This window comes from Streptomyces sp. NPDC088785 (assembly GCF_044750685.1).
Taxonomy (GTDB): domain Bacteria; phylum Actinomycetota; class Actinomycetes; order Streptomycetales; family Streptomycetaceae; genus Streptomyces.
Window position 1 is genome coordinate 236,666 of the sequence record NZ_JBIVKH010000003.1, and the last position, 13,108, is coordinate 249,773.

Here is a 13,108-nt window from a genome sequence, read left to right on the forward strand (position 1 = left end):
CCGCCACCCCCAGCACTCCCCTGACGCACCCCCACCGATGAGCCCCCATCGCCCCGAACCCCTCCGGGCCCCCGAACCGGCACCCCACTCATCTGCGCGCCCCGCCGCACGGCCGTGCGCGCAGATGCGGGACGATGGGGCGGTGACCTCATCGACTCCAGGGACCCGGCTCCCGGCCCCCTCCGCGCCCCGGCTGATCGCCACGGACCTCGACGGCACACTGCTGCGCGACGACAAGACCGTCTCCCCGCGGACGGTCGCCGCGCTCGCCGCCGCCGAGGAGGCCGGCATCGAGGTCTTCTTCGTGACCGGCCGGCCCGCCCGCTGGATGGACGTCGTCAGCGCGCACGTCCACGGCCACGGCCTGGCCATCTGCGGCAACGGGGCCGCCGTCGTGGACCTGCACGAAGGCCCTGGGAAGTATCGTTTCGCCAAGATCCGTGACCTGGCGGTGCCGGACACCCTGGAGGTCGTACGGGTCCTGCGCGCGGCCGCGCCGGGCACCGCGTTCGCCGTCGAGCGGACCGGCGGCCTGCACCACGAGCCGACGTACCCGCCGCTGCACGTGGAGCCGGGGGAGAGCGTCGCGCCCGCCGAGAAGCTGCTCGCGGGGGACTCGGACGTCGCCGACCAGCCGGTGCTCAAGCTGCTGGCGTACCACCCGGACCTCGCCCCGGACGCGTTCCTGGCGCTGGCCCGCACCGCCGTCGGCGACCTGGCGGCCGTCACCCGGTCCAGCCCGAGCGCCCTGCTGGAGATCAGCGCCCGCACCGTCTCCAAGGCGAGCACGCTCGAACTGTGCTGCCGCGAGCGCGGCATCTCCCCGGCCGAGGTCGTGGCGTTCGGCGACATGCCCAACGACATGGAGATGCTCGCCTGGGCGGGCACCTCCTACGCGATGGGCAACGCCCACCCCGACGTGCTCACCGTCGCGACCGGCGTGACGGCGACCAACAACGAGGACGGTGTCGCCCGCGTCATCGAGGAGCTGCTGGCGGCCCGCGCTACAGCCTGACGCCCCGCTCGGCGAACCACCTCACCGGGTCGATCCCCGACCCCAGATAGGGCGTGAGCCGCACCTCGAAGTGCAGGTGCGGCCCCGTCGAGTTGCCGGTGGTGCCGGCCTGCCCGAGCCACTGCCCGGCCCTGACCCTCTCGCCCTGGTCGACGGCGGCGGCCGCGAGATGCGCGTACTGCGTGTAGTAGCCGCCGGGGTGGCGCACGACGACCTCGATGCCGAAGCCGCCGCCGCAGGACACGCTGACCACCCGCCCGGCCCCGGCGGCCCGCACCGGCGTGCCGATGCCGACCGCGAAGTCCTGCCCGGTGTGCCGGTGCGCCCAGTGCGCGCCCGCGCTGTCGAAGCCCGCGGACAGCCGGTACGCCGTCACCGGTGTCAGCCACGCGCGCGTGGAGCGAAATTTCGGCTGCCGCATCCGCACGGGACCGCGGCACCGCCCCGCCGCCGCCGACCCGTCCGCCTCGCTCTGCAACTGCGCCCGCGCCGACTCCAGACGGGCCCCGATGCTCTCCTTGAGGCGCGCGAGCCGCACCGTGCGCGCCCTGAGGGTGTGCCACGCGGCCGACGCCGCGCGCTGCCCCGCCGCCAGCCGCCGCTCGGCCCGCCGGCTCTTCTCCACCGCGTTGTTCACCGCCAGGTCCGCCTGCCACACCGCGCGCTGACCGTGCATCAGCTCCTCGGGGCGGGAGCTGAGCAGCATCTGGGCCGTCAGCGGGAGGTCACCACCGCTGCGGTACTGGGCGCGGGCGATCCGGCCGAGGTCGTCGTGGAGCGCGGCGATCTCGCGTCGCTCCCGCGCGAGCAGCCGTTCCAGCTTCCGCGCCCGTTCCCGCTGGACGGCCGCCGCCCTGCGCCCCTGCTCGTAGCGCTGGGACGCCGCTGACGCCTGCTCAAGGAGGCGTGCCACCTCGGCACTCGGCTCCGGGCCCTCCGCCCCCTCGGAGAGGGCGGGCGTGCCGCCCAGGGCGACGAGCGCGCACATCAGCAGCGCCGGTACGAGGAGCGAGCGGCTGGCACGACGGGGTCCTTGGCGCATGTCCCGGATCGTCACCCGCCCCGCGGCCGCCCTCTCGCAGGACTGGTACGGGCGGGGCACGCCATGCCCCGTACGGCGCAGAAACGTACCTCCAATCAGGGCCCGGCGGACCGGACCCGCGCCGCCGGACACCGCCCCGCCCCACCACGGCCCACCGCGCCCCGCGCCCCCCGCGCTCTCAGTACGGCGCCTGCCACACGACCGTCGTGCCGCCCCCGTCGTCCCCGGTCCCGGGCCCGTACCAGCTGTCGCCACCCAGCGACTCCGCCCGCCGCTTGAGGTTCTTCAGGCCGCTGCGCCGCCCGCCCTCGGGGATGCCGACCCCGTCGTCGGCGACCGTCAGCCGTACGCCCTGCTGCCCGTCCGGCAGGACCGTGCCGGCGTCCACGACGACGTCGATGTGGTCCGCACGCGCGTGCCGGAACGCGTTCGACAGCGCCTCCCTGAGGGCGGCGATGAGGTTCTTGCCGGTGAGTTCGCCGACGACCGTGTCGACCGGGCCGAGGAAGCGGTGCGAGGGCTTGAAGCCCAGCGGCACGGCCGCCATGTTGATCTCCCGCAGCACGCGCGTGCGCAGCCCGGAGGGCGCCTCCGCGGGACCCTGCTGGAGGGCGAAGATGGCGGTGCGGATCTCCTGGATGGTGGTGTCCAGCTCGTCGACGGACTTGCCGATCCCGGCCTGCACCTCGGGCACGACCGAGCGGCGCTGCGCGGTCTCCAGCATCATCCCGGTGGCGAAGAGCCGCTGGATGACGAGGTCGTGCAGGTCACGCGCGATCCGGTCCCGGTCCTCGAAGACGGCGAGCCGCTCCCGGTCGCGCTGCGCCTCCGCCATCATCAGCGCGAGCGCCGCCTGCGAGGCGAACTGGGTGGCGAGCGTGCGCTCCGCCTCGGTGAACGGCCGTCCGCCACGCGCGCGTGGCGTCACGAGCGTCCCGAGGACGCGTCCCTCGCTCTGCAACGGCAGCATCATGGCCGGGCCGAAGCCGCCCGCCAGGTCGGTCATGGCGCGCGGGTCGCCGGCCGAGTCGTCGATGAAGACGGCGTGGCCGTCGAGGAGTTCGGCGACGATCTCGCTCTCCGGCGGCACGATCACCCCGAGCATGGCGCTCGGCTCGTCGGAGGCGACGGCGACGATCTCCATGCCGCCCTCCTCGGCGGGCAGCAGCACGATCCCGGCGGCCGAGTCGGACAGCTGGCGGGCCTGTTCGGCGACGACCTGGAGGGCGTCCTCGGCGTCGCCGCCGGAGAGCAGCGCGGTGGTCACGGCCACCGATCCGTCGATCCACCGCTCGCGCTGCCGGGCCGCTTCGTAGAGGCGCGCGTTGCCGATGGCGATGCCCGCCTCCGTGGCGAGCACCCGGACCATGTTGAGGTCGTCGTCGTTGAACTCGCCGCCGCCGTTCTTCTCCGTGAGGTACAGGTTGCCGAAGATCTCTCCCTGTACGCGGATGGGGACGCCCAGGAAGGACCGCATCGGCGGATGGTGCGCGGGGAAGCCGCACGAGCGCGGGTCGTCCGCGAGGTCGGCCAGGCGCACCGGCCCCGGGTCGCGGATGAGCGCGCCGAGCAGCCCCTTGTGTCCGTCGGGCAGCCGTCCGATGCGGGCGGCCGCCTCCCCGTCGACGCCGTAGTAGACGAAGTCGGAGAGCCCGTCGCCGTCCTCGGAGACGACACCGATCGCCGCGTAGGTGGCGTCCGCCAGCTCGGCGGCGGTCTCGCAGATCCGGTCGAGGGTGGTGTGCAGCTCCAGGCCGGTCCCCACGGACCGCATCGCCTCCAGGAGCTGCGGCACGCGCGCGGTCAGCTCGGTCGACAGACCTTGCAGGCTGCGGGTGGCGAGGGCGGCGGCCGCCGCGGCGTCGGAGTCGGCCTGGGCGTCGGGTGCGGCGGGGTCGGGAGGTGCAGCCATGACCTTGAGAGTAGTTAGTCCTATTTAGCGAGGAAAGTCGAGGTCGTCCCGGGGGTCGTCCGCGGACCGCGCCGCACGGCGCCCGGCGGGCCGGCCGGCCGTCCCCCGCCTCATCCCACGGCGCCGGCCACCGGCCCCGCGCCCACCAGCAGATCGGTCTCGCCCTCCCGCTCCCGCATCCGCCGCAGGGGTCCGTCGACGGCCGCCAGCTCGGCGTAGGGGCCGCGCTGCACGACGCGCCCGCCGTCGAGGACGATCACCTCGTCGACGGCGTCCAGACCGGCGAGCCGGTGCGTGATCAGCACGGTCGCCCGTCCCCGGGTCGCGTCGAGCAGGTCCGCGGTGAGCGCGTCGGCGGTCTCCAGGTCCAGGTGCTCGGCGGGCTCGTCCAGGACGAGGACGGGGAAGTCGGCGAGGAGCGCGCGGGCCAGCGCGAGCCGCTGCCGCTGCCCGCCGGAGAGCCGCGCCGCGTGCTCGCCCACCAGGGTGTCGAGCCCGTCGGGCAGCGCGTCCGCCCACTCCAGCAGCCGTACGCGGCCGAGCACGGCCCGCAGCTCGCCCTCACCGGCGTCCCGCCTGGCGAGCAGCAGGTTCTCGCGCACGGAGCTGTCGAAGAGGTGCGCGTCCTGGGCGCAGAGCCCGACCAGCCGGCGCACGGCGTCGCTGTCGAGCGCACGGGCGTCCGTGCCGCCGAGCGTGTACGTGCCCGTCTCGGGGTCGAGGAAGCGCAGCAGCACCTGCGCGAGGGTGGTCTTGCCGGAGCCGGACGGGCCGACGACGGCCACCCGGCGGCCCCGCTCCAGGGTCAGCCCGACGCCCGCGAGCGCGGGCCGCGCCCCTTGCTCGTAGCGCGCCCCGAGATCCCGCACCACGAGCGGGAAGGGCTCCTGCGGCGCCGGCGCGGGCCGCTCGGGCTCGCGTACGGGCTCGGGGGCGTCCAGGACCTCGTAGACCCGCTCGGCGCTCCGGTGGACGCGCTGGCGGTACTGCACGGCGAGCGGCAGCCCGAGGACCGACTCGAACGCGGCGAGCGGGGTCAGCACCACGACGGCGAGCGCGACCCCGTCGAGCTGGCCCGCGCGGACGCCCTGGACGCCGACGAGCGCGGCCGCGGCCACGGTGAGGCCGGTGATCAGCGCGGTGAGGCCGTCGCCGAGCGCGGTCGCGGTGGCGGCGCGCGAGGCGATCCGGGTCAGCGCGGAGTCGGCCTCGCGGGCCTCGGCCGTGCGGCGCGGCAGGGCGCCCGCGACGGTCAGCTCGGCGGTGCCGGTGAGCAGTTCGGCGGCGCGGGTCGCGAGGACGCCCCGCGCGGGCGCCAGCCGCCGCTCGGCGCGGCGGGACACGGCCCCCGTCAGCAGCGGCACGCCGACCCCGGCGAGCAGCAGCCCGGCGGCGAGGACGGCGCCCGCGGCGGGCAGCATCCAGGCGGTGAAGGCCACCGAGCCGGCGCCGACCAGCGCGGCCACCGACGCGGGCAGCAGCCAGCGCAGCCAGTAGTCCTGGAGCGTGTCCACGTCGGCGACGAGGCGGGACAGCAGGTCACCCCGGCTCCGGGTGCGCAGTCCGGCGGGCGCGAGCCGCTCCAGACGGCGGTAGACCGCGACCCGGGTGTCGGCCAGCATCCGCAGGACGGCGTCGTGCGAGACCAGCCGCTCCGCGTACCGGAAGCAGGCCCGGCCGATGCCGAACGCGCGCGTGGACGTCACCGCGACCATCAGATAGAGCACCGGCGGCTGCTCGGAGGCCCGCGAGATCAGCCATCCCGAGGTGGCCATCAGGCCGACGGAGCTGCCGAGCGCGAGGGCGCCGAGCAGCAGCGCGAGGAGCAGCCGCGAGCGGCGGGGGCGGGCGGCGGCGCGGAGCCGGGCGAGGACGTGGCGGCGCCCCTGCCGCGCGTCGCGTGCTTCGCCTGCCCGGTCGGCGGCCTGCCGCCCGGGCTGCGCGGGCACCGCGGCGGGCGCCGGGGCCGCGGGGGCCGGGCCGACCCGCTCGGCGTCCGGCGCGTCCGGTGCCTCGACGCGCACCACCCGGTCGGCCACGGCGAGCAGCGCGGGCCGGTGCACGACGAGGAGGACGGTCCGGCCGACGGCGAGCCTGCGCACGGCCTCGACGATGCCCGCCTCGGTCTCGCCGTCCAGGGCGGCGGTCGGCTCGTCGAGCAGCACCACCGGCCGGTCGGCGAGGAAGGCGCGGGCCAGGGCGAGCCGTTGCCGCTGTCCCGCCGAGAGCCCGGCGCCGTCCTCGCCGAGCCGGGTCGCGACGCCCGCGGGCAGTGCCTCCACGAACTCCAGGGCGCCCGCGTCCCGCAGGGCGCCGCGCACCGCGGCGTCGTCGGCGCCGGGGCGCGCGAGCCGCACGTTGTCGGCGATCGACCCCGCGTACAGCTGCGGCCGCTGCGGAACCCACGCCACGCGCGCGTGCCACGCGTCCCGCGACAGGTCCGCCAGGTCGGCGCCGCCCACCAGGACCCGGCCGGCCGACGGCCGGACGAAGCCGAGCAGCGCGCCGAGCAGGGTCGACTTGCCCGCCCCGCTGGGTCCCACGAGGGCGACCGTCTCCCCTTCGGCCACCTCGAAGGAGACGCCGCGGACCGCGTCCGCGTCCCGTCCCTCGTGGCGGACCGTCACCCGGTCGAGGGCCAGGCCCCCGCCCGCGGGGACCTCCCGCGTGCCGCTCTCGGGCAGCGGGGTCTCCAGTACGGCGAAGATCTCCTCCGCCGCCGCGAGCCCCTCGGCCGCCGCGTGGAACTGGGCGCCCACCTGCCGCAGCGGCAGATACGCCTCGGGCGCGAGCACGAGGATCACCAGGCCCACGTACAGGTCCATTTCGCCGTGCACGAGCCGCATGCCGATGGTGACGGCCACCAGCGCGACGGAGAGCGTCGCGAGCAGTTCCAGCGCGAACGACGACAGGAAGGCGATCCGCAGGGTGCGCACGGTCGCCCTGCGGTACTCGCCGGTGATCTTGCGGATGGATTCGGCCTGCGCCTTGGCGCGGCCGAACACCTTCAGGGTCGGCAGGCCCGCGACCACGTCGAGGAAGTGCCCCGACAGCCGGGACAGCAGCCGCCACTGCCGGTCCATCCGGGACTGGGTGGCCCAGCCGATGAGCATCATGAAGACGGGGATGAGGGGCAGCGTGCCGACGATGATCGCCGCCGACACCCAGTCCTCGGTGACGACGCGGACGAGTACGGCCACCGGAACCACCACCGCGAGCCCCAGCTGCGGCAGGTAGCGCGAGAAGTAGTCGTCCAGCGCGTCCACGCCCCGCGTGGCGAGCGCCACCAGCGAACCGGTGCGCTGGCCCGCGAGCCACCCCGGGCCGAGCCGCGCGGCGCGCTCCAGGAGCCGTCCGCGCAGCTCGGACTTGACCGCCGCGCTCGCCCGGTGCGCGGCCAGCTCGGTCACCCAGGCCACCAGCCCGCGCCCGGCGGCGACCGCCGCGAGGAGCAGCAGCGGGGTGGCGAGCCGCCCCGCGTCGAACCCGTGCTGGAAGGCCCCCACCACCACCTCGGCGATGAGCATCGCCTGAGCGATGACCAGGCCCGCCCCGACGGCGCCGAGGACGACCACCGCGATCAGGAAGACACGGGTGGCCCGGGCGTACCGGAACAGACGCTGGTCGATCGGTTTCACGTGAAACACACCCTCACGTAGGCGGGTCGGAGTGCGGGGGCGGGCGGGCCGGTGCTCAGTGCGCGGCGTCGGCGATGTGGTGCGTGCCGATCCGCTTGCGGAACACCCAGTAGGTCCAGCCCTGGTAGAGCAGCACGATCGGGGTCGCGATCCCCGCGCACCAGGTCATGATCTTCAGGGTGTACGGGCTGGACGACGCGTTGGAGGCCGTCAGGCTCCAGTCCGGGTCGAGCGAGGACGGCATGACGTCCGGGAACAGCGCCAGGAAGAGCATCGCGACGGCCGCCGCGATGGTGACGCCGGACAGCGCGAACGACCAGCCCTCACGCCCCATCCTGATGGCGCCGAGCGCTCCGACCAGGGTGACCACGGCCACGATCATCGCGCCGAGCGACCAGCCGTCGCCGGTGTGCACCTGGGTCCAGATCAGGAAGACGAGCGCGAACACCGCGGTCAGCAGACCGACCACGAGCGCCAGCCGCCTGGCCCGCATCCGGATGTCGCCCACCGTCTTCAGGGCGGTGAACACCGCGCCGTGGAAGGTGAACAGCGTCAGGGTGACCAGGCCGCCGAGGATCGCGTACGGGTTGAGCAGGTCCCAGAAGTTGCCGACGTACTCGAAGTTCTCGTCGATCTTCACGCCGCGCACGATGTTGCCGAAGGCCACACCCCACAGCAGCGCCGGGATCAACGAGGTCCAGAAGATGGCGTGTTCCCAGTTCGTCTGCCACTTGTCCTCCGGCCGCTTCGCCCGGTACTCGAAGGCGACGCCCCGGACGATGAGGCAGACCAGGATGATCAGCAGGGGCAGGTAGAAGCCGGAGAAGAGCGTGGCGTACCACTCGGGGAAGGCGGCGAAGGTCGCGCCGCCGGCGGACAGCAGCCAGACCTCGTTGCCGTCCCAGACCGGTCCGATCGTGTTGATCAGGACGCGCTTCTCGGTGCGGTCACGGGCCAGCAGCTTGGTGAGGATGCCGACCCCGAAGTCGAATCCCTCCAGGAAGAAGTATCCGATCCACAGGACCGCGATGAGGACGAACCAGACGTCGTGAAGTTCCATGACAGATGCGCTCCCTGGGCCTCAGTACGAGAAGGCCATCGGCTTGTCGGCGTCCCGGTCCCCGCCGATCCTGGTGGGCGGGTTGAGGTCGTCGTCGGTCAGCTCGGGGGGCCCGGCCTTGATGTACTTCACGAGCAGCTTGACCTCGATCACGGCGAGCACCGCGTACAGCAGGGTGAAGACGGTCATCGAGGTGATCACCTCGCCCTGCGAGACGCTGGGGGAGACCGCGTCACGGGTTTGCAGCACGCCGTAGACGACCCACGGCTGCCGGCCCATCTCGGTGAAGATCCAGCCCCAGGAGTTGGCGATCAGCGGGAACCCGATCGTCCACAGGGCGGCGAGCCAGTAGAGCCTGGCGAACTTCGGGCTGAGCGCCTTGTTCTTGAAGAGCACGAGGTGCGGCACCTCGTCCTCACCCACCCGCAGGTGCTGGGGCAGCATGAACTTCTTGCGGGTGAGCCAGAGTCCGACGATGCCGAGGGCGAAGGACGCCATCCCGAAGCCGATCATCCAGCGGAAGGCCCAGAAGGTGACGGGGATGATCGGGCGGTAGTCGCCGGGCCCGTACTTCTCCTGCTCGGCCTTGTTGGTGTCGTTGATGCCGGGGATGTACGAGGTGAAGTTGTCGTCGGCGAGGAAGGACAGTATCCCGGGGATCGACAGCTCGACGGAGTTGTGTCCCTGGCTGACGTCGCCGTACGCGAACACCGAGAACGGCGCGGAGTTCTGTCCGTCCCACAGCGCCTCGGCGGCGGCCATCTTCATGGGCTGCTGCTTGAACATGACCTTGCCGAGCTGGTCGCCGCTGACGGCGGTGAGCAGACCGCCGACGATCACGGTGATCAGACCGAGGCGCAGCGACGTCTTCATCGTGACGATGTGCTTCTTGCGCGCCAGGTGGAAGGCGGCGATGCCGACCATGAACGCGCCGCCCGTGAGGAAGGAGGCGGTCAGGGTGTGGAAGGCCTGGGTGAGCGCCGTGTTCTGGGTGAGCACGTGCCAGAAGTCGGTCAGCTCGGCGCGGCCGTTGGCCTTGTTGTACCGGTAGCCGACCGGGTGCTGCATCCAGGAGTTGGCCGCCAGGATGAAGTACGCCGACAGGATCGTGCCGATCGAGACCATCCAGATGCAGGCCAGGTGGATCTTCTTGGGCAGCTTGTCCCAGCCGAAGATCCACAGGCCGATGAAGGTCGACTCGAAGAAGAAGGCGATCAGGGCCTCGAAGGCGAGCGGCGCCCCGAAGATGTCACCGACGAAGCGGGAGTAGTCCGACCAGTTCATGCCGAACTGGAACTCCTGCACGATGCCGGTGACGACTCCCATCGCGATGTTGATCAGGAAGAGCTTTCCCCAGAACTTCGTGGCCCTGAGGTACTTCTCTTTGCCTGTCCGCACCCAGGCGGTCTCCAGCCCGGCGACCAGCGCCGCCAGCGAGATCGTCAGGGGGACGAACAGGAAGTGGTAGACGGTCGTAATGCCGAACTGCCATCGCGCCAGGGTCTCCGGCGCCAGAGCCAGGTCCACTGCGTCTCTCCTTACATCGCTGTGGTCACAGCGGCAGTTTGCCCCTTTAATCCCACAAATCCCGGGAGGAACCGGGACACGCTTGTGAACGCGTTCACATTCACAAGCATTATGTCGTACTGGCTGTCGGGATCCGAAGGGGGGTCCCCCCACTGCGAGCAACGCCACACGGGCAGCACCGGGAACGGCGGACGGCCGGCCGGGGAGCGCTGGTGCACGCTCCCCGGCCGGCCGTCCGCCCGCGCCTCCCGGCCTCGGCTACAGCTCCTTGCGGAACGTCTCCGCCGCCTGGAGGAAGATGTCATTGGCCTCGGTCTCCCCGATCGTGGCCCGCATCCCCTCACCGGCGAACGGCCGGACGACCACCCCGGCCGCCTCGCAGGCCGCCGCGAAGTCCAGGGTGCGCTCCCCCAGCCGCAGCCACACGAAGTTGGCCTGCGTCTCGGGCACGATCCAGCCCTGCGCGCGCAGCGCGCCCACGACCCGGGTGCGCTCGGACACCAGCGAGCCGACCCGGCCGAGCAGCTCGTCCTCCATGCGCAGCGAGGCCACCGCCGCGTCCTGCGCGAGCTGGCTCACCCCGAACGGCACCGCCGTCTGGCGCAGCGCGGCCGCCACCGGCTCGTGCGCGATGGCGAAACCGACCCGCAGGCCGGCGAGGCCGTACGCCTTGGAGAAGGTCCGCAGCACCGCCACGTTCGGCCGGTCCCGGTAGATCTCCACGCCGTCCGGCACCTCGGGGTCGCGGATGAACTCCCGGTACGCCTCGTCGAGCACCACCAGGACGTCGGCGGGCACCCGGTCGAGGAACCGTTCCAGCTCCGCGCGGCGCACCACGGTGCCGGTGGGGTTGTTGGGGTTGCAGACGAAGATCAGCCGCGTGCGGTCGGTGATGGCGTCGGCCATCGCGTCGAGGTCGTGCACCTCGTCGCCGGTCAGCGGCACCCGCACCGAGGTCGCGCCGCTGATCTGCGTGATGATCGGGTAGGCCTCGAAGGACCGCCAGGCGTAGATCACCTCGTCGCCCGGTCCGCTGGTGGCCTGGAGCAGCTGCTGGGCCACGCCGACCGAGCCGGTGCCGGTGGCCAGGTGCGTCACCGGCACCCCGAAGCGGTCCGCCAGCTCGTTCAGCAGGCCGGTGCAGGCCATGTCCGGGTAGCGGTTGAACGCCCCGGCCGCGGCGATCGCCCGCTCCATGACCCCGGGGAGCGGCGGATACGGGTTCTCGTTGGAGGAGAGCTTGTACGCCACCGGGCCCCCGACGGCCGCGGGCTTGCCCGGCTTGTAGGCGGGAATGCCCGCCAGCTCCGCGCGCAGCTTCGGGTTGGTCTCGCTCACCGCTGTCCTCCTTGTGGCCACCGTTCCAATACTGCTCACCTTAAGAGGATTCGCCACCGCTCCCAATGGGCCGGCGCCTCCCGGTTCCTCCGGGACGGGTGCGGCGTACGGCGAGGGGGGAGCGCTCCACGTACTGGCGCGCGCCGGTGGCTCGCGCCGTGGCGCGCATCACCCGTGAAGGTGAGTTGAGACCTGTTCGCAACATCGTCGACTTGGCAGGCTCATGCGTGCCGACAAGCGACGTACTAGTGTGTTGGCTACCAACTCCCCTCGATTCCAAGGTCATTGACGGTTCATCACCTTGCAGAAACGTGCCTGTCAACCCCGGCATATGCGCCCCCGCCATGCAGCCGCATGAGCCCTACTATCGGCTCGCCATGACAGCAGCAGGGAAGCACCAGGTGAGCCGGGCGGAGACGACCCGCAGAGGCACCCGGCCGGGCAGAGCGGGCATCAGAGATGTCGCCGCCGCCGCGGGGGTCTCCATCACGACTGTCTCCGATGCACTCAACGGCAAGGGCCGGCTTCCCGACGCCACCCGACGCCACGTCCGCGAGGTCGCCGACCGGCTGGGCTACCGCCCCTCCGCAGCGGCCCGAACGCTCCGTACCGGCAAGTCCGGCCTCATCGGCCTGACCGTGACGACCTACGGGGATGAACCTTTCACCTTCACCGAATTCGCGTACTTCGCGGAGATGGCCAGAGCCGCGACCTCGGCGGCGCTCGCCCGCGGCTACGCCCTCGTCATCCTGCCCGCCACCTCACGACACGACGTCTGGTCGAACGTCGCCCTGGACGGCACCGTCGTCATCGACCCCTCCGACCACGATCCGGTCGTCAGCGAGCTGGTCCGCCAGGGCCTGCCCGTCGTCTCGGACGGACGCCCCGGAGGCACCCTGCCGGTGACCGCCTGGGTCGACAACGACCACGAGGCCGCCGTACTGGGCATCCTCGACCACCTCGCCGAGGCCGGCGCCCGCCGCATCGGCCTGCTCACGGGCACCACCACCGACACCTACACCCACCTCTCCACCTCCGCGTACCTGCGCTGGTGCGAGCGGATCGGGCAGGAGCCGGTCTACGAGTCGTACCCCGCGCACGACCCGTGCGCGGGCGCCGTCGCCGCCGACCGGCTGCTCGCCCGGCCCGACCGCCCCGACGCGGTGTACGGCCTCTTCGACCCCAACGGCACGGACCTGCTCGCCGCGGCCCGGCGCTACGGCCTGCGCGTCCCCGAGGACCTGCTGCTCGTCTGTTGCAGCGAGTCGAACGTGTACGCGAACACCGAGCCGCCCATCACCACCCTGTCCCTCAAGCCGCGCCGCATCGGCACGGCCGTCGTCCAGCTGCTCATCGACGCCATCGAGGGCCTGGAGTCCGACCAGCCGGTCGAGCAGGTGATACCGACGGAGCTGATCGTGCGGACGTCCTCGATGCGCCGCGCGTCCCGCACCACGGTCAGCCCACCGCGCTCCCCGAAACAGGGCTGACCGCTCCGGGCCGGCCCGCGACCGTGGACCGGCCCGGAATTCAGCGAGGAAAAGTCCGCACCAATTCGGGAGAAAAGAGGGGCGAA

8 protein-coding genes are annotated in these 13,108 nt (G+C 72.7%); 2 read left to right on the forward strand and 6 right to left on the reverse strand.

Going from position 1 to position 13,108, the window contains the following annotated elements; translation table 11 throughout:
• Positions 1-124: 124 nt before the first annotated feature.
• Positions 125-1,015 (forward strand): Cof-type HAD-IIB family hydrolase, encoded by an 891-nt coding sequence (locus ACIP5K_RS11695; protein ID WP_401408028.1) that lies wholly within the window; start codon positions 125-127, stop codon positions 1,013-1,015.
• Here the strand turns inward: ACIP5K_RS11695 and ACIP5K_RS11700 are convergent.
• From ACIP5K_RS11700 to hisC, 6 genes are all read right to left on the reverse strand, one after another.
• Complete coding sequence (locus ACIP5K_RS11700) at positions 1,005-2,057, reverse strand: M23 family metallopeptidase (RefSeq protein WP_401408030.1); 1,053 nt, start codon at positions 2,055-2,057, stop codon at positions 1,005-1,007. The genes ACIP5K_RS11695 and ACIP5K_RS11700 overlap by 11 nt on opposite strands.
• A gap of 178 nt (positions 2,058-2,235) precedes the next feature.
• Positions 2,236-3,969 (reverse strand): GAF domain-containing protein, encoded by a 1,734-nt coding sequence (locus tag ACIP5K_RS11705; protein ID WP_401408032.1) that lies wholly within the window; start codon positions 3,967-3,969, stop codon positions 2,236-2,238.
• 110 nt (positions 3,970-4,079) lie between these two features.
• Positions 4,080-7,607, reverse strand: coding sequence for a thiol reductant ABC exporter subunit CydD (cydD, locus tag ACIP5K_RS11710; RefSeq protein WP_401408034.1), 3,528 nt, complete (start codon positions 7,605-7,607; stop codon positions 4,080-4,082).
• Between the two features lie 55 nt (positions 7,608-7,662).
• Positions 7,663-8,667, reverse strand: a complete 1,005-nt coding sequence (gene cydB / locus ACIP5K_RS11715; RefSeq protein WP_401408036.1) for a cytochrome d ubiquinol oxidase subunit II — start codon at positions 8,665-8,667, stop codon at positions 7,663-7,665.
• A gap of 21 nt (positions 8,668-8,688) precedes the next feature.
• The gene (locus tag ACIP5K_RS11720; RefSeq protein ID WP_401408038.1) at positions 8,689-10,194 is read right to left on the reverse strand and encodes a cytochrome ubiquinol oxidase subunit I; all 1,506 of its coding nucleotides are present in this window, start codon (positions 10,192-10,194) and stop codon (positions 8,689-8,691) included.
• 258 nt (positions 10,195-10,452) lie between these two features.
• Positions 10,453-11,532 carry a histidinol-phosphate transaminase gene (gene hisC, locus ACIP5K_RS11725; RefSeq protein ID WP_401408040.1) on the reverse strand — a complete coding sequence of 360 codons (1,080 nt, stop codon included), beginning with the start codon at positions 11,530-11,532 and terminating at the stop codon, positions 10,453-10,455.
• 377 nt (positions 11,533-11,909) lie between these two features.
• Here hisC and ACIP5K_RS11730 point away from each other — a divergent pair, with 377 nt between their 5' ends.
• Entirely contained in the window at positions 11,910-13,022 is a 1,113-nt protein-coding gene (locus ACIP5K_RS11730; protein WP_353943606.1) for a LacI family DNA-binding transcriptional regulator, read from the forward strand.
• Positions 13,023-13,108 lie beyond the last annotated feature (86 nt).